The organism is Sulfurovum sp., from assembly GCF_015493435.1.
Classification (GTDB): domain Bacteria; phylum Campylobacterota; class Campylobacteria; order Campylobacterales; family Sulfurovaceae; genus Sulfurovum.
Window position 1 is genome coordinate 43,245 of sequence record NZ_WGDD01000002.1, and the last position, 15,994, is coordinate 59,238.

19 protein-coding genes and 6 tRNA genes are annotated in these 15,994 nt (G+C 44.4%); 7 read left to right on the forward strand and 18 right to left on the reverse strand.

What is annotated here, in order from left to right; genetic code table 11:
- Positions 1-1,185 carry a replication-associated recombination protein A gene (locus F8L24_RS00555; protein ID WP_294950956.1) on the forward strand — a complete coding sequence of 395 codons (1,185 nt, stop codon included), beginning with the start codon at positions 1-3 and terminating at the stop codon, positions 1,183-1,185.
- A 4-nt stretch (positions 1,186-1,189) separates the two neighbouring features.
- Here the strand turns inward: F8L24_RS00555 and F8L24_RS00560 are convergent, their stop codons facing one another.
- The 8 genes from F8L24_RS00560 to F8L24_RS00595 form a co-directional block, all read right to left on the reverse strand.
- A complete protein-coding gene (locus F8L24_RS00560; RefSeq protein ID WP_294950957.1) occupies positions 1,190-1,603 on the reverse strand; it encodes a hypothetical protein in 414 nt (137 codons plus the stop codon).
- A gap of 173 nt (positions 1,604-1,776) precedes the next feature.
- The gene (locus F8L24_RS00565; protein WP_294950958.1) at positions 1,777-2,244 is read right to left on the reverse strand and encodes a nucleotidyltransferase; all 468 of its coding nucleotides are present in this window, start codon (positions 2,242-2,244) and stop codon (positions 1,777-1,779) included.
- Between the two features lie 2 nt (positions 2,245-2,246).
- Positions 2,247-2,444: a hypothetical protein gene (locus tag F8L24_RS00570; protein WP_294950959.1), complete on the reverse strand. Its 198-nt coding sequence runs from the start codon at positions 2,442-2,444 to the stop codon at positions 2,247-2,249.
- Between the two features lie 237 nt (positions 2,445-2,681).
- Positions 2,682-2,766 (reverse strand) — tRNA-Leu (locus F8L24_RS00575).
- Positions 2,767-2,792: 26 nt separating this feature from the next.
- Positions 2,793-2,869, reverse strand: a tRNA-Arg gene (locus tag F8L24_RS00580).
- 62 nt (positions 2,870-2,931) lie between these two features.
- Positions 2,932-3,008: transfer RNA gene (locus F8L24_RS00585), tRNA-Arg, on the reverse strand.
- Between the two features lie 34 nt (positions 3,009-3,042).
- Positions 3,043-3,118 (reverse strand) — tRNA-His (locus F8L24_RS00590).
- Positions 3,119-3,159: 41 nt separating this feature from the next.
- Positions 3,160-3,236: transfer RNA gene (locus tag F8L24_RS00595), tRNA-Pro, on the reverse strand.
- A gap of 194 nt (positions 3,237-3,430) precedes the next feature.
- Between F8L24_RS00595 and F8L24_RS00600 the strand changes: the two genes are divergently transcribed.
- Positions 3,431-4,783, forward strand: a complete 1,353-nt coding sequence (locus tag F8L24_RS00600) for a sodium-dependent transporter (RefSeq protein WP_294950960.1) — start codon at positions 3,431-3,433, stop codon at positions 4,781-4,783.
- A 207-nt stretch (positions 4,784-4,990) separates the two neighbouring features.
- Here F8L24_RS00600 and purM read toward each other — a convergent pair whose 3' ends face one another.
- The 3 genes from purM to F8L24_RS00615 are packed head-to-tail and all read right to left on the reverse strand — an operon-like array spanning position 4,991 to position 6,559.
- Positions 4,991-5,986, reverse strand: a complete 996-nt coding sequence (gene purM / locus F8L24_RS00605; protein WP_294950961.1) for a phosphoribosylformylglycinamidine cyclo-ligase — start codon at positions 5,984-5,986, stop codon at positions 4,991-4,993.
- Positions 5,987-5,989: 3 nt separating this feature from the next.
- Positions 5,990-6,205 (reverse strand): hypothetical protein, encoded by a 216-nt coding sequence (locus F8L24_RS00610; protein ID WP_294950962.1) that lies wholly within the window; start codon positions 6,203-6,205, stop codon positions 5,990-5,992.
- A gap of 39 nt (positions 6,206-6,244) precedes the next feature.
- Positions 6,245-6,559, reverse strand: coding sequence for an MTH1187 family thiamine-binding protein (locus tag F8L24_RS00615; protein WP_294950963.1), 315 nt, complete (start codon positions 6,557-6,559; stop codon positions 6,245-6,247).
- Positions 6,560-6,595: 36 nt separating this feature from the next.
- On the opposite strand from F8L24_RS00615, the gene F8L24_RS00620 reads away from it, so the two are divergent.
- On the forward strand, positions 6,596-7,819 hold the full coding sequence (locus F8L24_RS00620; RefSeq protein ID WP_294950964.1) for an NAD(P)/FAD-dependent oxidoreductase: 1,224 nt from the start codon (positions 6,596-6,598) through the stop codon (positions 7,817-7,819).
- Between the two features lie 112 nt (positions 7,820-7,931).
- Here the strand turns inward: F8L24_RS00620 and F8L24_RS00625 are convergent.
- The 5 genes from F8L24_RS00625 to F8L24_RS00645 all read right to left on the reverse strand — a co-directional run bounded on the left by F8L24_RS00625 (position 7,932) and on the right by F8L24_RS00645 (position 11,970).
- Positions 7,932-8,007 (reverse strand) — tRNA-Val (locus tag F8L24_RS00625).
- Positions 8,008-8,055: 48 nt separating this feature from the next.
- The gene (locus F8L24_RS00630; RefSeq protein WP_294950965.1) at positions 8,056-8,694 is read right to left on the reverse strand and encodes a tetratricopeptide repeat protein; all 639 of its coding nucleotides are present in this window, start codon (positions 8,692-8,694) and stop codon (positions 8,056-8,058) included.
- 10 nt (positions 8,695-8,704) lie between these two features.
- Entirely contained in the window at positions 8,705-9,451 is a 747-nt protein-coding gene (gene dapF, locus F8L24_RS00635; RefSeq protein WP_294950966.1) for a diaminopimelate epimerase, read from the reverse strand.
- A complete protein-coding gene (coaE, locus tag F8L24_RS00640) occupies positions 9,448-10,119 on the reverse strand; it encodes a dephospho-CoA kinase (protein WP_294950967.1) in 672 nt (223 codons plus the stop codon). The genes dapF and coaE overlap by 4 nt, the downstream gene beginning before the upstream one ends.
- A 174-nt stretch (positions 10,120-10,293) precedes the next feature.
- The gene (locus F8L24_RS00645; RefSeq protein WP_294950968.1) at positions 10,294-11,970 is read right to left on the reverse strand and encodes a L,D-transpeptidase family protein; all 1,677 of its coding nucleotides are present in this window, start codon (positions 11,968-11,970) and stop codon (positions 10,294-10,296) included.
- Between the two features lie 244 nt (positions 11,971-12,214).
- Here F8L24_RS00645 and F8L24_RS00650 point away from each other — a divergent pair, with 244 nt between their 5' ends.
- Positions 12,215-12,901 (forward strand): Bax inhibitor-1/YccA family protein, encoded by a 687-nt coding sequence (locus F8L24_RS00650; protein WP_294950969.1) that lies wholly within the window; start codon positions 12,215-12,217, stop codon positions 12,899-12,901.
- 37 nt (positions 12,902-12,938) lie between these two features.
- On the opposite strand, the gene F8L24_RS00655 is transcribed toward F8L24_RS00650, so the two are convergent.
- On the reverse strand, positions 12,939-13,667 hold the full coding sequence (locus tag F8L24_RS00655; protein ID WP_294950970.1) for a methyltransferase: 729 nt from the start codon (positions 13,665-13,667) through the stop codon (positions 12,939-12,941).
- Between the two features lie 112 nt (positions 13,668-13,779).
- On the opposite strand from F8L24_RS00655, the gene secG reads away from it, so the two are divergent.
- The 3 genes from secG to pyrE all read left to right on the forward strand — a co-directional run bounded on the left by secG (position 13,780) and on the right by pyrE (position 15,427).
- Complete coding sequence (secG, locus tag F8L24_RS00660) at positions 13,780-14,124, forward strand: preprotein translocase subunit SecG (protein ID WP_294950971.1); 345 nt, start codon at positions 13,780-13,782, stop codon at positions 14,122-14,124.
- Between the two features lie 137 nt (positions 14,125-14,261).
- Entirely contained in the window at positions 14,262-14,819 is a 558-nt protein-coding gene (gene frr, locus F8L24_RS00665; RefSeq protein WP_294950972.1) for a ribosome recycling factor, read from the forward strand.
- A 2-nt stretch (positions 14,820-14,821) separates the two neighbouring features.
- Positions 14,822-15,427, forward strand: coding sequence for an orotate phosphoribosyltransferase (gene pyrE, locus F8L24_RS00670; protein ID WP_294950973.1), 606 nt, complete (start codon positions 14,822-14,824; stop codon positions 15,425-15,427).
- A 24-nt stretch (positions 15,428-15,451) separates the two neighbouring features.
- Here the strand turns inward: pyrE and F8L24_RS00675 are convergent, their stop codons facing one another.
- Positions 15,452-15,961 carry a PAS domain-containing protein gene (locus tag F8L24_RS00675; RefSeq protein WP_294950974.1) on the reverse strand — a complete coding sequence of 170 codons (510 nt, stop codon included), beginning with the start codon at positions 15,959-15,961 and terminating at the stop codon, positions 15,452-15,454.
- Positions 15,962-15,994: the final 33 nt, after the last annotated feature.

Consider the following 15,994-nt stretch of genomic DNA (forward strand, 5'->3'; position numbering starts at 1 on the left):
GTGGTCAGCCTTGCGTTAAAATATCGTCCCAAAACACTTGATGCAATTGTCGGGCAGAAACACCTTCTCGGTGCCAAAGCACCGCTTAGACGGCTGATAGAGTCCAATGCCCTACCCCACAGCTTCTTTTACGGACCTCCGGGATGCGGCAAAACCACCCTCGCCCGTATCATTGCCGCACAGCTTGACAAACCCTTCTACGAGATGAATGCCACTACCCTCAAGATCGATGATCTGCGCAAAATCTTCAAAGAGTATGCCAATGCCCTTCAGAAACCGCTGATCTTCATCGATGAAGTACACAGGCTGAGCAAGAACCAGCAGGAGGTTCTGCTTCCCTACATGGAGAACAATGCAGCCTTGGTCATAGGAGCATCAACGGAGAATCCCTACTATGCTCTGACGGCTGCGATGCGTTCACGTTCACACCTCTTTGAACTCGAAGCCATTTTGCCCGAAGAAATGTCCGCTTATCTGCAGCAGATCGTTTCCCTTGAGTCAATTTCCGTACAGGAAGATGCCATGGAGTACCTTGTCTTTTCAAGCGGAGGAGATGTACGGGCCATGCTGAATCTCCTGGAGAGCGCCCATGCAGTGGCAACACCCGTGACCCGGGAACTGCTCAAACAGATACGTCCCCATACTATGCAGGCCGGTTCCGCAGAGAATGAAAGCCACTATGAACTCGCTTCTGCCATGATCAAAAGTATCAGAGGTTCCGATATTGATGCTGCGCTCTACTACCTTGCAAGGCTCATAGAGGGAGGAGAACCTGCCGAATTCATTGCAAGACGACTGGCTATCCTTGCCAGTGAAGATATCGGAAATGCCAATCCCCCTGCTCTCAATCTCGCTGCATCAACCCTGACGATCGTAAAGCATATCGGTTATCCTGAAGCACGTATTTCTTTGTCTCAGCTGGTCATCTACCTGGCCTCTTCACCCAAATCAAACAGTGCCTACAAAGCCATCAATGCTGCCCAGAAAGCCATTCAAAGCGGGGAAATTTATCCTGTCCCGGATCACATCAAGACCCATGCAAAAGCGTACATCTATCCGCATAATTTCGGCGGCTGGGTAGCGCAAAAATATCTTTCGGCCCCTCTGCGATTTTATGAAACACAACAGATCGGCTTTGAAAAAACACTTTATGCGTGGCACGAAAAGATTGTTTCGGGAACATAAACCGCTATTTGAGCGATTTTAAGGCGGATTTGGCTTCTTCAGGAGTCATGGCACCGGAAAAGAATTTGTTTTCCACATCATCGACCTGCTTTAAAAGTTTTGTCTTGAGCGGTTCACCGTTGACTCTGTTCCTGATAAAGTCTTTCAGCAGTGAAAAGTCAGGATAAAGTTCCAAAAACTCCCCTTTCAGTGTCCCATCATTCCATGCAGCGATCTGGGTTTTGGCATCAACCCCATCAACATTCAGTACTTCCCTGCCGACACTGTCCACACCTTTATAGGCATCATATTTATGTTTCTGCTCATACGCATTGTTTCTGTAGGGTTCATCTTCTTCCTGAATCCCCGATATAAATGTGGTAACAAAGTAGAGAAAGGCCAGTCCTACCGCAAGAAATATCAAAAAGCTTTTATCCATAATATTGTCCTATAAAAAATTATTTTGACTATTATACAATGATTTTTGGAAAATAAGACGATATGTTTGTGTGGTATAACTGAAGTTAAAGCGAAAAAACGAGCTGCTATTTTCTTCTGTTTTCAAGAAAACAAGTGATCAGTTTTCTCTTCATTTCAATCAATATAGCCTTTTTATCTTTTATCTTTTTTTAGTGCTTCAAGCTTTTTAAGTTCCAATACATCATATTTATCTTTAAGTCTATCTGTAGCTGCTTTATTCTTAATGAGATCATGGAGACTTATAAAGTTAATCTCTTCACCAAATAGGCTGTTGTTTGTTTTATTGTTCCATGCTTCAGAAAATGCAACACCATCGATATCGGTCAATATATCAATTCTCATAGGCTCTATACCTATTTGCAATACAAAGTTTTCTGTATTCAATTCATCTATTGTAATCTCATGAGGTACAGGAAAATCATCAAAAGCTTTTTGTATTTTCTGTGCATTCTCTATAGATTTTTCAACCCACAGATCTATATCCAATGTATGCCTGCTGTAGCCATAATTTCCCATTGCATAGGCACCAATAACAAGGTATTTCACATCATATTTGTTAAAGAGCAGCAGCATGTCTTTATAGTCTTCAAAGTACTCCACTGCTAAGCCTTTACGTTTCTAATTGTAATCTTTGTTTTATCCAATCGTGGCGGATACCTGCCGTGTATTTCAAAGTAACGCTGTGCCGCCATCGATGTCATCATCTTGAATAGTTCATCGCCGGTTAATCCAAATACAAAACTGTGATGGGATTCATCATGAAGTGACATTTTATTGATTGTGACTACTCTTTTTTTCATACATTTACCTTTGGATTATTATAGCATATTTGCTCATCTAACCTATCTGATAAACGGTACTGACTCTAATAAAGGTTAGAAAGTGATACATTTTCAAGTTGAAATTCATAATCGAAGAATCCCAAGGAAGTCTGCTTTGTGAAGGTTTTTAGAATTGGCGGGAATAAAATATATATTCTGATTGTTTTTCAAAAAGATTTAAAAGTTTGATTTTTTTAGAAAGCCCTGTTTTAGGGATGGTACGGATGAGAAGACTCGAACTTCCACGCCGTGAGGCACCAGATCCTAAGTCTGGCGTGTATACCAATTTCACCACATCCGCATCAATTAAATTAACAATAGTTAAAGTGGTACACCCGTCAGGATTCGAACCTGAGACCGCCCGCTTAGAAGGCGGGTGCTCTATCCAGCTGAGCTACGAGTGCATTTATAAATCCATAGTAAATAAAATCAATTATATGAGCCAACTGCTGAAGTCGTCAATAGATGGTACGCCAGAGAGGACTCGAACCCCTAACCCTCAGATCCGAAGTCTGATGCTCTATCCAATTGAGCCACTAGCGCTTCTTCTGTAGTAAGGTTCAATCATGTGATTAAATGGGGTGGACGACGGGGCTCGAACCCGCGACAACCTGTGCCACAAACAGGTGCTCTACCAGCTGAACTACGTCCACCATCAATTGTTATATTATACTGTCGATTTTAAATATCTGAATGGTCGGAGTGAAAGGACTCGAACCTTCGACCCCCTGGTCCCAAACCAGGTGCGCTACCAGACTGCGCTACACTCCGTTGACTTCAAATCCGAAGATCAGATTTAAAAAGGACTGCAATTATAGTCAAAAGGTTTTGATTTGTCAATAGTTATTATGAAATTTGTGTATTTTTTTGCTTTTTTACACAAATTACTCTTTTTAAAGAATGATTTCCTGCAAATATTTTCCGAACTCATGATAGAATCATTACTATCTATCTAAGGAGTGAGTATGGCAAAAGCACGGTTTAGCCGGGTCGGATTTATTCTTGCTGCTGCAGGTGCAGCAGTAGGACTTGGGAATATATGGAAATTCCCCTATATTACAGGGTTGTACGGAGGCGGTGCCTTTGTTTTTGTTTACCTCATTACCGTGATGCTTATCGGGTTCTCTATTCTTGCTGCTGAAATGTTCATTGGATATAAAGGAGGGAAAGATGCTGTTACAAGTTTCGAACTGGTAGCCCCCGAAGGGAAAAAAAGCTGGAAATTTGCCGGGTTCATGTTCATAAGCGGTATGATCATCATGACCTTCTATTCCGTCGTGATCGGATGGATTTTTCACTATATCTACCTCTCTGCCAGCGGTGGCCTGCCGACCAGCATGGATGAGGCAAAAACCACTTTTGACACACTTGTAGGTCTCTCTCCGCTTACTGCAACACTCTGGCATCTGCTTGCCACCGTTTTTGTTGCTGCTGTACTGATGGGCGGCATCAAAGCCGGTATTGAGAAAGCGAACCTTATTTTAATGCCTATGCTGATGGCCATCCTTCTCGGGCTGCTTATTTATGCGATGAACTTTGACGGATTTGGCAAAGCACTGGCTTTCATGTTTGAACCGGACTGGAGCAAACTCAATTCAGAAGCGATCGTGAGAGCGGTCGGGCATGCTTTTTTCACACTTTCTATCGGTCTGGGAACCATGATCACCTATGCCGCCTCCATGAGCCATAAACAGTCTGTGTTCAAAGCCGCCTTCTGGGTCACCATGCTCGATACGTTGATCGCTTTGATCGCCGGGGTAATGCTGTACAGTTTCATTTTTCAATTCCATGCCGAACCGGGGCAGGGTCCCGGACTTGTATTCAAAACACTTCCGGTTATTCTTACCCAGCTTGGAACAACCGGTACCGTACTGGCAGCCATATTTTTTATTGCCCTGGCATTTGCAGGTCTTACTTCCGCCATTTCACTGACAGAACCCGCTGTCGAATATTTCATTCAGCGTTTTCACTGGAGCCGCCCCAAAGCAGTCATTGTCAATACAACACTCTACTTTATCATCGGTATCAGTGCCATTCTCAGCTACACTAAAACATATGGTGCAGCTTTCAGCATTGGGGGCACCCCGCTTTTTGACGCTTTTGAGTTCTCTACCGACTCTATTCTTTTGCCGCTCGGCGGTTTACTCATCGCCATTTTTGTAGGATATGTCCTTCCTGAACACACCCGTGAAGAGATGAGGAAACACCACCGTGTTCCCCTGCGCTTTTACAAAATATGGCGCTTTAGCCTGCGATACATCGCCCCTGCCGCGATCATCTTTATGATGCTCAACAACTTTGGTATCATCAAGATATAACTATATTCAGCGGCTGATTTGGAAGAAGAAAAATAACGGGGAAACCATTTGAAAGCAGGGTACGCTTCCTGACGGAACCTTGGATCCGGAAGAGTGATAAAGCGTAGATCCTCACTGAGGAAGATAGATGCATTTATAAACAAAATTTTAGTGATGGTCTTTTACGCTGTTTTGATATCATAGGGCACGGTGCCGCCCTACGCGTAGTTAAACGAGATCTACGCCTTTTTCACCGTGAACCAGTGAACCAATGACATATCCGTCTGTATTGGCAAGTACAGCATTTACATCTTCAGGTTCAACGACCCATACCATGCCTACGCCCATATTGAAGGCTCTGAACATTTCTTCTTCATCCACATACTGGCCCATGAATTTGAAGATCGGAAGCACACGGATATCATCCTTTTTTACAATGGCTCGCATACCATCGGGAAGTACTCTGGGGAGATTCTCGACAATTCCGCCTCCCGTAATGTGTGCGAGTGCTTTAATGTGTGCCTTGTTTGCCTTGTACTCTTTTACATAGATGCGTGTGGGTTCCAACAGCGTATCGCGCAGAGGTTTTCCTTCAAACTCTGTTTCAAGATTCATTCCGAGCTTCTCAAAAAAGAGTTTTCGTACCAGGGAATAGCCGTTGGAATGCACTCCCGAACTTGGCATAGCGATGAGTACCTGCCCCTCTTTGACATTGGCGACCGTATCCATCTCGGAACGCTCAGCGATCCCTACAGCGAAACCAGCAAGATCAAAATCGTTCTCCGAGTACATTCCCGGCATTTCAGCTGTTTCCCCGCCTACCAATGCACATTCCGAACGCCTGCATCCTTCAGCGATCCCGGCGACAACATCTTTGGCATTCTCCGGCAGCAGCTTTCCTGTCGCATAGTAGTCCAGAAAGAACATCGGGACACCGTTGTTGCAAATAAGATCATTGACGCACATTGCTACCAGATCGATGCCTACAGTATCGAGTCTGCCGCTCTCAATAGCGATTTTAAGTTTTGTTCCCACTCCGTCCGTTGCCGAGAGGATAACGGGCTCTTTGTAGCCGGAAGGCAGGGCATAGGCACCGGCGAACGATCCTATACCGCCGATTACATTGCTGTCAAATGTTGATTTGACATCTGCCTTGATCGCTTCTACAAACTCATTCCCCGCATCAATATCGACACCGGCATCTTTATATGAAATATTTGACATACTCTATTCCTTCGTTTCTTGGCATTTACAAGGCGGGAATATGCTTTTCAAAATGAGCAGTCCAGGACAAAAACCTGTCAATCCCGCAATCATCAGCATCACCATCATTGCCAGCATTACAATAAATGCAGCCGCAAACATTTTGGAGCCGGCCAGCCCCATAATCAGCCCAAGTATAATTGCCTGGACGATCCTCTGCATTCTTTCAGCGCATAACATTTAAAATCCTTGTAAAATTTTGGTGCATTATAGCAAAAACTAACTTCTAAGCTTCCGCCCCAGTTTTGCTTCAACGGAACCGACTTTTTTGTTCAGACGTCCCACCGGCCCCTCCCTCCAGTCGATCTTTATGGAACTGTAAATACGCCCGCAGTCTTTCTGAAGCTCCGTATAGGCAGCAGAGATCACCGCCATAACCTCATCAACTGTTTCCCCTTCAATAATCGTACCCATGGGTGTAAGCTGATATTCCAGACCGCTTCTGTCTACAATATCCAATACTCTTGCGACAAAAGCGCTTTTACTTTGTGTCTGTTCCGTAGGGAACATCGAAAACTCTACTAACGCTGACATATAACTCCTTTTATTATCAAAAAGCTATAATATCTTATGAATAATAAACCTATGATAATTATCGGTGCCGGAGCAAGTGGACTTATTGCCGCTGTTACCTCTGCAAGAGCAGGGCAGAGGGTACTCCTACTTGAACAAAACAGCAAAATAGGCAAAAAGATACTCGTCTCCGGAAACGGACAATGCAACATAGACAACAGGGACATCAGTACAAACCGTTTTCATTCCCAAAACCCCGACTTCATTAAAGCAGTGTTCAAAGACTACGGATTTGACACAGTAAAAAAGTTTTTCACATCCATTGGACTTGAACTCACAGAAGGGAAGGACGGCAAAATGTTTCCTATGTCCTTACAGGCAGGCAGTGTTGTGGAACTTCTTGAATATGAAGCAAAGCGGGTAGGGGTGGAGATCGTTTGTGACTGTACTGTAACCTCCATACGCAAAGACGCAGATATTTTTGTACTGGAAACTTCACAGGGTACAAAAATGTGCAGGAAACTGCTGCTGGCTTCCGGTTCGGCGGCAGCACCGCAACTTGGCGGCTCCAGTTCCGGTTATGCATTTGCTGCAAGACTGGGACATACCCTCATACCGCACCATCCTTCTCTTGTACAGCTGTGCTCAGAAGATACCTGGGTCAAAGCCTGCGCAGGGGTAAAAGTAGCCGGGTTGGCACAACTCTATGCCAATGGCGAGTATATCATCGAAAAAAAAGGTGATCTGCTTTTTACAAACTACGGCATAAGCGGACTTGCCATTCTTGACCTCAGCCGGGAAGCAAGTACCAGGCTGTCCCACTTTGACTACTGTGAACTCAGCCTTGACCTCATCCCAAACCTGAGTAAAGAAAAATTGACCAGCCTGCTGCTTGGAAGAATCCGGAAAGAGAGTGAAAAACCTCTTGCCCTCTGGCTACAAGGCATTCTCAATAAAAAACTTGTTCCGGTAATCATCGAACAATCCAAATGCCGGGCGAAAACTGAACAAGAACTCGGCAGAAAAGATATCAACAAACTTGTTCACTCCATCAAAAAACTCAAACTGAACATTAGCGATACCAGAGGTTTCAGGGGGGCCGAAGTTTCTACAGGCGGTATAGATACAAGTGAAGTAAATCCACATACCATGGAGTCAAAACTGACATCCGGCCTTTTCTTTGCAGGGGAAATACTCGATGTAGACGGTGACAGGGGAGGGTTCAATTTCCATTTTGCCTGGGTTACAGGAATGCGTGCGGGAAAATTAGGTAGAAAATGAAACAGGTACAGTTCAATTAAACGTACATTTCGACTTACATTGGATGACAAGTCTGGTAATACTAAGTAGCTGTGAAATCTAAGGAAAGTCCCTATATAGAGTACTTTATGAGTGGTGATCACGATTGGACTTGAACCAACGACCACTACCATGTCAAGGTAGTGCTCTACCAACTGAGCTACGCGATCACATTTTGTAGGATGGCATTATAGCCAAGAGATACTTAAAAATATCTCTTAATTGTTTTGACAGGCCCAACTGTTCTCTTTGCAAAGCCGATCCAGATAGGGTGAAGCTTCCGTTCGGCCCTGTAAAAGTGCCGCTTTCAGGTTTTTATAGGCTTTGATCTTGTTGCTGGGGATTCCTTTCCCCCAGGCATACATCAAGGCAACATTGATCTGTGCCGCACTGTCACCCATTTTTGCAGCTTTTTTAAAAAGTTCAAATGCTTTGATCTTGTTTTTCTCGACTCCCCTGCCGGTCAGATAAAGCAAAGCAAGATTATTGACAGCTTCTTTCTGTCCTCCTGCTGCGGCCTTTTCATACCAGTATTTCACCCGTTTCATTGCACGGGGATCCTCTTTGTCCGGTCTCTGGGAAATAAGTTTTGCCAGGTTGTACTGGGCTTCTGCATTATTTTGTTCTGCAGCTTTTTTGTACCATGCCATTGCCTGGTACATATCTTTCTTGACACCTTTGCCATTGGCATAGATCAGACCGACATTGAACTGTGCCTTGGGATGTCCCTCTTTAGCCAACACATAAAAAGCATCAAGTGCTTTGATATAGTTTCCCTGTTCATAATCTGCCACTGCACTTTCGAATTCTCCTGCCCAAAGTCCTGTAGCAAGCAGGATAACCCATAAAAATTTCATCTTCATTCCTTTAAATCAGCGTTTCAGCCAGAAAAGTTTTTGTCACCTTCCCGCCAAAGCGGTAAAGCCCGTTTTCATAACTTACATAAAGCTCATCACCGCTTTTGGGGTAAACCCGCACCTGTTCACCCACTTTACCTTCTCGATGCAGACGGATGAAACAGGCTACCATACCCGTTCCGCATGCCAGGGTTTCATCCTCCACCCCTCGCTCATACGTCCGAACATACATTGTCCCGTCTTCAAAACGGCAAATATTGACATTGGCATTGTATTTTTCCCTGAGCCTGCGTGCCTCGGCAAGATCAAAAGTATCAATATTTTCCCTGACGGCAATAAGATGCGGTACACCGGAATCTATCAGCCACCACCTTTCACCTTCTTCATCAATATCATCCCGCAGGATTTTTGGTTCAACCATATCACTGACAACATAGAGTCCGTTGATCGTGGCACGGATCACACCTGCTCCGGTCAGGAATTCTGCTTGACCTTCTTTGCAAATACCTTTTTCATGGGCAAAGTGCGCCACAGCCCGGCTGGCATTCCCGCACATAGCTGCCCTGGAACCGTCAGAGTTGTAAAACTCCCATTCAAAATCATACTGTCTGTGCGGGAGTACCACTACCATACCGTCCGCACCTACACCATTCTGCCGATGACACAGTTTTTGGGCCAATTCCGACCTGTCTGCATGTTCCTGTGCAATGAAAATAACAAAATCATTGCCATTGGCTGAATATTTGGTTACTGTCATGAAAAATCCTTTTTTATGTGCTGAATCACAGAGATCACTTCTTTATTCAACTGCTGTTCATCTCCGCTATTGTCTATCAGATAATCCGCCTGATTGCGTTTCTGTTCCATATCCATTTGTGCCTCAATGCGGCGCAGGACTGCCTCTTTGGAAACGCTATCCCGCTGCATAGCTCTTTCTATCTGTTGCTGCTGTGAGGCATAGACAACGATTACTCTGCCAATATTATAGCGGCCTGTTTCAAAAAAAAGAGGTATATCGACCAGATACGGTTTCTTCTTCTGATCTTCAATATCTGAAAGACGCAGGATTTCATCGAAAATCAGGGGATGCAGCAGTGCTTCCAGTACTTTACGCTTTTGTGTTTGGGCAAAAATAATCCTGCCCAGTATGGCTCTGTTCACTTTGCCGTTTTGAAGTACTTCATCACCAAAAAGCCGTGCGACTTCGAACGATACATCATCAAGTATCTGATGTGCGATCCTATCAGCATCAATGACAACAAAGCCTGCCGAAACAAACTGTGCTGCTACGGTACTTTTTCCTGTTGCTATGCCTCCGGTAAGGGCAACGGCATATTTGAAAGGTTGTTGCTGGTCCTGCACTTCATCTCCGTTTATCAGTTGTTTGTTTCCTGCCCCATTGATTGCCTGTACGGCTTCATTCACTGCGTTACGCAGGGGGTACTTCCTTCCTTTCGTCTAGGGGCGTACCGCTCCGGTTTCGAAGCTGCAAATGACAAGCAGTTGTCATTATTGTTCTGGCCTCCGCGGGTCGCTCTGCTCCACCGCTCCGGTTTCGAAGCTACAAATGACAAGCAGTTGTCATTTGCTTAACGCTTCTCACCATTTTCTTAGGGAGGCTGTCATTAGGGTATCGTACTTATAGATATCATCCCGGAATTGCAGCTGTCCGTCATTGCCGACCCAGGCGGTAAGATAGATCACATCCACAGGAATCGTATTTTCCAGTGAAATATAGGTATTCTTCTTGGTTTTGAGTATCTTTGCAGCTTTATCCAGTTTGATATTCGGGTTGAAGGCAGCCACTGTTTTAAGCATCTCCCTCGGATTTTCCAGGCGGATACAGCCGTGGCTGTAGGCTCTTTTATGTCTTTTAAACAGGTATTTGGTCGGTGTATCGTGCATATAGACATGAAACTGGTTCGGAAAAAGGAACTTGATGCGGCCCAGTGCATTTTTGTTTCCCGGTCTCTGGGCAAAACGGTACGGTACTGTTTTGCTGTACCGGTACTGTCCCCAGTTCACCGATCCTGCGCTGACTTTTTGTGCATCACTCCCCCAGCCGGTATAGATATCGATCCCCTGTCGTGCCATTGATTGGGGATTTCTCAGCAGTTTGGGGATCATCTCTTTCTGAATGATACTTTTCGGTACATTCCAGTAAGGATTAAGTACTACACTTTTTACGCGGTTGGAGAAGATAGGAGTAGGGTGGTTGCGTTTCCCTACAATGACCTTCATGGTCATTTTTACTTTCCCGTTCACCAGATAGTAAAGCCGGAAAGCCGGGATATTGATGATAATATGCCGGCTGTCCGGTCTCTTATGCAGCCATTTGATACGATCCAGGTTGATCTTGATCGTATTGATACGGTCGTCTATGGTCCGGTTGAGGGAGCGAAGGGTATTTTTCCCTATGATACCGTTGGGTACAAGGCCGTTTCGTTTTTGAAAACGGATCACTGCTTTTTTCAGACAGTTGTCATACAGTGTACTCTCTTCGCTTTCATCACAGGGCTTATAGTCACCGGTGATCAGAAGGTGTTCCCGAATAAGGGGTACAGAGGGATGGCTTCTTCCCGGCTTGAGTGTTCCTTTCAGGGAAATATAGGGCCATCCTCCATTTTCTTTTATGTCAATATACCGGTCCAGTGCCTTTCGCAATGCCCTGTAATGATATTTTTTTGGTTCTGCTTCCTGAAATGCTTTTTTCAGATTTCCGAGAATCACAGCATTTTCCATGACATCCAAAGGACTGTTATCAGGTTTGTATGTGATCCAGCCTGCAGTAATCGCAGAAACCCGAAGATTGGCGAGACGCGCCTGAAATGCACCCCAGTTAATACTGCCGTAAATGACATAATTGGCATATTCTTCATAGAGCTGGCTCATTTTGAATTCCCAATTGATCTTCTGCACGATACTGCTTGGGTAGTCATAGAGTTGATGCATCTCTGCTTCGAGAGAAAGGGTATTCCGATAGAGATTGGTCGTTCTCTCCAAAGATTTATCAGATTTGATGATATCAAAGAGTTCCTGACTTAGCCTCGAGGGCTTGTCTTTTTTGATCCAGACGGGAATGTAGAACAGCTCTGTATAGAGCTTTTTGAGAAAACTTTTGCCAGACTCCGGTTTCAGTGCTGTGATCATCATGTCTGACACGGTTTCGCTGAAAGTAATATTGGAGGATTTTGCGACCGCAGCAGATGAACATAGCAAAAGTGAGATCAGCACAGCACCGATGATAAAACGAAGCAAGCTTCCTGTCTGTTTCATAAAAAACCCCATTAAAAATAAAAAATACTGAAGCAGAGTATAGCAAAACTTTACAAAAAGCTTATTTTTATACAGTAAAGGGACGACCTGCTAAAAATAGAAATTCAACGAATGCTGAAAAATATTGTTTTAATTTTTAACATTTGCATACACCGGTACAAAATCATGCATTAATCTTATATTAATCTCTTACGATTATACTTCCACTACATTCAGTAATTTTTAAATAAAAAAGGATACTAAAATGGCTTTATATGATAGAAACTATGCGTCGGGAAAAGCCGGCTATGCACAGGAAAGCGCTTCGGTAAGCTTTATGAAAAAAACGTATCAGCTACTCGCTGCAAGTATGATCGCTGCGGCAGCCGGTGCCTACGCAACCATGCCTTATGTCGAGACTGTCTTGCAGTATAAATGGTTTATTTTCGGTGCGGAACTGCTTGTACTCTTTTTCGGTCTGGGTATGACACGAAGCAAACCGGGGCTTAACCTGGCCATGCTGTTCCTCTTTACTTTCCTGACGGGGGTCTCTCTGGTACCGCTTCTAGCTTCGCTCATCGGTATGGGTAACGGTGCGGTCATCGGAAATGCCTTTTTGATGACTTCAGTACTCTTTGGTGCACTCAGCCTCTTTGCGATCAACAGCAAATCAGACTACTCAAGCTGGGGAAAACCGCTGTTCATTACACTGATCGTTGTGATCATTGCTTCACTCGTGAACTACTTCCTGCTGCACAGTCCAATGATGCATATCATCATTACGGCAGGCATACTGCTTCTGTTCTCGATCTTTACGATCTATGATACACAGAATATTGCGAACGGTGCCTATGATTCACCGGTTGATGCAGCTGTATCACTCTATATTGACTTTCTCAATATGTTCACCGCTCTGTTGCAGCTGCTTGGCATTTTCGGCAACGATGACTAAAATATAAATACTACTGTCGGGGTAAAGATACCCCGGCCTACCTTCTTTTCCCTTCTGCGAACAAAACTTCAAACTCGAGATAGTCCAGCGGATATTTTTCCATCAATACTTTTGTTTCCTTGTATCCCAGCTTTTTTTCACCGCCGCTGACACCGCTCTTTTTGATATAGCGGAACATGTCATATACAGCATCAAAATGCAATTTGTATTGACGTACTTCATAGCTGGCATGATAATGCTTTTCTATAGCAGATTTTAGCCGATCGGTACTGTATATGGGAGAGTGGATACCTGCGTTTTGGTGGAGCGTTTTAAAGGTATTGGAGGTAAAAATGGCGAAATAGGCCCTGGGAGCCAGTTGGGAGAGCCTGAGGAAAGTAGCTTCGGGGTCTGTACTCCACTGCAGCGCAGAAGAAGAAAGCAGAAGGGTATCTTCCGTTTGTTCCAGCGTATCAAACGCCCCAGTACCATTAAAATCTAAACAGACTTTTTTGACACCCTTTGCATCAGGATGAATCTCCAGCATTTCCAAAGAGGAGTCCAGTGCGATAAAATGTTCAAAAGCAATATTTTGGGACAGCAGGTTTTGGTAGACCCTTCCGCTCCCCGCACCGATATCAATGATTGTGTTATAACTGTTTTCAGGTAGTTTTGAAACAAGGGTTTTAGCCACTTCGGACTGTATGATATTATACTGGTCATACGCTTTGGCAAAGCGTGAGAATTCTTTGCTTGCATTTGATGTTTTTTTCTCTCTGTTTCCCACACTTACTCCGTCAGTTTCATACTATTTACCGCTATTTCAATATTGTTTGGGTATAATCGCCGAAATTATACCCAAATTTGATTTGGGCTACTCATACAGCAAAGAGGAATTTATGACATCAACACTTTTAATTGTGCAAATTATACTGGCTATCGCAATCACTATTGCGGTACTGCTTCAAAAAAGTTCAAGCATCGGACTGGGTGCATACAGTGGCAGTAACGAATCTGTATTCGGAGCAAAAGGCCCTACCGGTTTTCTTGCAAAACTTACTTTTACCCTCGCATTTCTTTTCATTGTCAATACACTGGCTCTCGGTTATCTCTATACGGCACAGAACGGCTCATCTGTCGTGGATGAGATCGTACCCAAGAACAATGCTGCTATACCGGCTGTACCTGCTGCTGCTCCGACGGCAGCACCTGCTTCATCTGCACCCGCAGCACCCGCAAAATAAGTCTACACACTTCGGAATCTGTTTTCCGGAGTATTATCCTTCCAGCATCCTTCTTAACTTTCCAGCAAACACTTACTTACCTGCCTTCAAAGGAAAAAAAGGTAAAATCTGCCTATTAAAACCTCATGGAGAAAATTATGGTCAATGAAATTTTTGAACAGACAGCTGAAAAAATGGACAAAAGCATCGAAGCCCTCAAGAGGGACTTTGCAACACTCAGAACCGGTAAAGTAACGACAGGCATTGTTGACAATATCAAAGTTGACTACTATGGAACAATGACTGCATTGAACCAGGTGGGAAGTGTGATCGCTACCGATGCGACAACCATCAGTATTACCCCCTGGGAAAAGAACCTTTTAGGAGATATTGAAAGAGCCATACAGGAAGCAAATATCGGTGTAAACCCCAATAATGACGGAGATTTTATCAAACTTTTTTTCCCGCCAATGACAAGCGAACAGAGACAGGAAATTGTCAAACAGGCAAAAGCAATGGTCGAAACGGCAAAGATCGCTATCAGGAATATCAGAAAAGAAGGTAATGACCAGATCAAAAAGCTTGAAAAAGAAAAAGAAATCTCTGAAGATGAGTCTAAAAGAGCACATGACCAGATCCAGAAAATCACCGATGACCATATCGCCAAAGTCGAAGAGGCATTCAAAGCCAAAGAAGCTGATATCCTAAAGGTATGATCATGGATATTGAACAGATATATAAAGATGCAGATGCCCTGCTTGAAGGACATTTCCTTTTAGCAAGCGGCAATCATTCCAACCGCTATCTTCAAAGTGCGAAAGTACTGGAGTACCCACAGAAAGCATCATTGCTTACAGATGCACTTGCCAAGATGATCAGAGAGAACGGCATTGAAGTCGACACCGTGTGTGCTCCTGCGCTGGGCGGTGTAGTTGCAGGCTACGAGCTGGCAAGGTCTCTGGGGGTACGTTCGATCTTTGTTGAGAAGAAGGAAGGAGGGATGGAACTTCGCCGCGGTTTCACAGTCTCACCAGGAGAAAAGATCATTATCTGTGAAGACATCATTACAACAGGCGGTTCTGCGCTTAAAGCGGCAGAAGCCATTGAAGCACTTGGTGCAAAAGTCGTTGCCTTCGCTTCACTTGCAAACCGCGGTTTCTGCCAACGTGTCGGAGGAATCAATCTCCCCAAACCGGAGTGTAAACTTCCCGAGAGCATACCGCTGTTTGCACTCGAAGATTTTACCTTTGAAATGTATACCCCGGATACATGCCCGATGTGCAAAGAGGGAAGTACTGCTGTCAAGCCGGGCAGTAAAGGCTAAAAGAGGGGCCAGGACATCTTCTTTTTAGAAGGCGCATGCTCCTTCTCCCAGATAGACTTCCCCGCAAAATTGCCCTCTTACCGTCTCTTCCCCCGAAGCCCTCATCATATCATATTCTTTTTTCACTTCATCAAGTTTGGAGCCGTCCATCTCTCTTCGTGTTGCCATATACCCGACAATCTTCCCCATCTCGTTGACTTTGGGCTGAATCAGAAGTTCTGTCCAATAGGAAATACCTTCCTTATTCACGTTCTGGACCAGCCCGCTCCATGTTTTCCCCTCATCTGTCATGCGGCAGGCATCTTTGAAAATACCGGCCGGCATATCCGGATGCAGGTGCATGCAATGCGGTGAACCAATGACTTCTTCTTTCGTATAGCCGCTGGCTTCTACAAACCGCTTGTTCGCATAGGTAATGACTCTTTGGGCATCGGTTTCCACAATAAGGGGTTTCCCCGTATAAAGAGATTCCATATCTCGCGGTTCATCACGTTCTATGGGCTTACCGGTATTGCTGTTGATATAGGTTGACATGCCGTATTCCTTGTATAGTTTTATGTGTTTTAA

What these genes read in the sequence shown, in the direction of transcription:
- F8L24_RS00560 (WP_294950957.1), bottom strand. Translation starts at nt 1,603, where the DNA reads ATGGATAAAAGCTTTTTGATATTTCTTGCGGTAGGACTGGCCTTTCTC.
- F8L24_RS00570 (WP_294950959.1), bottom strand. Translation starts at nt 2,444, where the DNA reads ATGAAAAAAAGAGTAGTCACAATCAATAAAATGTCACTTCATGATGAA.
- F8L24_RS00600 (WP_294950960.1), top strand. Translation starts at nt 3,431, where the DNA reads ATGGCAAAAGCACGGTTTAGCCGGGTCGGATTTATTCTTGCTGCTGCA.
- purM (WP_294950961.1), bottom strand. Translation starts at nt 5,986, where the DNA reads ATGTCAAATATTTCATATAAAGATGCCGGTGTCGATATTGATGCGGGG.
- F8L24_RS00610 (WP_294950962.1), bottom strand. Translation starts at nt 6,205, where the DNA reads ATGTTATGCGCTGAAAGAATGCAGAGGATCGTCCAGGCAATTATACTT.
- F8L24_RS00615 (WP_294950963.1), bottom strand. Translation starts at nt 6,559, where the DNA reads ATGTCAGCGTTAGTAGAGTTTTCGATGTTCCCTACGGAACAGACACAA.
- F8L24_RS00620 (WP_294950964.1), top strand. Translation starts at nt 6,596, where the DNA reads ATGAATAATAAACCTATGATAATTATCGGTGCCGGAGCAAGTGGACTT.
- F8L24_RS00630 (WP_294950965.1), bottom strand. Translation starts at nt 8,694, where the DNA reads ATGAAATTTTTATGGGTTATCCTGCTTGCTACAGGACTTTGGGCAGGA.
- dapF (WP_294950966.1), bottom strand. Translation starts at nt 9,451, where the DNA reads ATGACAGTAACCAAATATTCAGCCAATGGCAATGATTTTGTTATTTTC.
- F8L24_RS00645 (WP_294950968.1), bottom strand. Translation starts at nt 11,970, where the DNA reads ATGAAACAGACAGGAAGCTTGCTTCGTTTTATCATCGGTGCTGTGCTG.
- F8L24_RS00650 (WP_294950969.1), top strand. Translation starts at nt 12,215, where the DNA reads ATGGCTTTATATGATAGAAACTATGCGTCGGGAAAAGCCGGCTATGCA.
- secG (WP_294950971.1), top strand. Translation starts at nt 13,780, where the DNA reads ATGACATCAACACTTTTAATTGTGCAAATTATACTGGCTATCGCAATC.
- frr (WP_294950972.1), top strand. Translation starts at nt 14,262, where the DNA reads ATGGTCAATGAAATTTTTGAACAGACAGCTGAAAAAATGGACAAAAGC.
- pyrE (WP_294950973.1), top strand. Translation starts at nt 14,822, where the DNA reads ATGGATATTGAACAGATATATAAAGATGCAGATGCCCTGCTTGAAGGA.
- F8L24_RS00675 (WP_294950974.1), bottom strand. Translation starts at nt 15,961, where the DNA reads ATGTCAACCTATATCAACAGCAATACCGGTAAGCCCATAGAACGTGAT.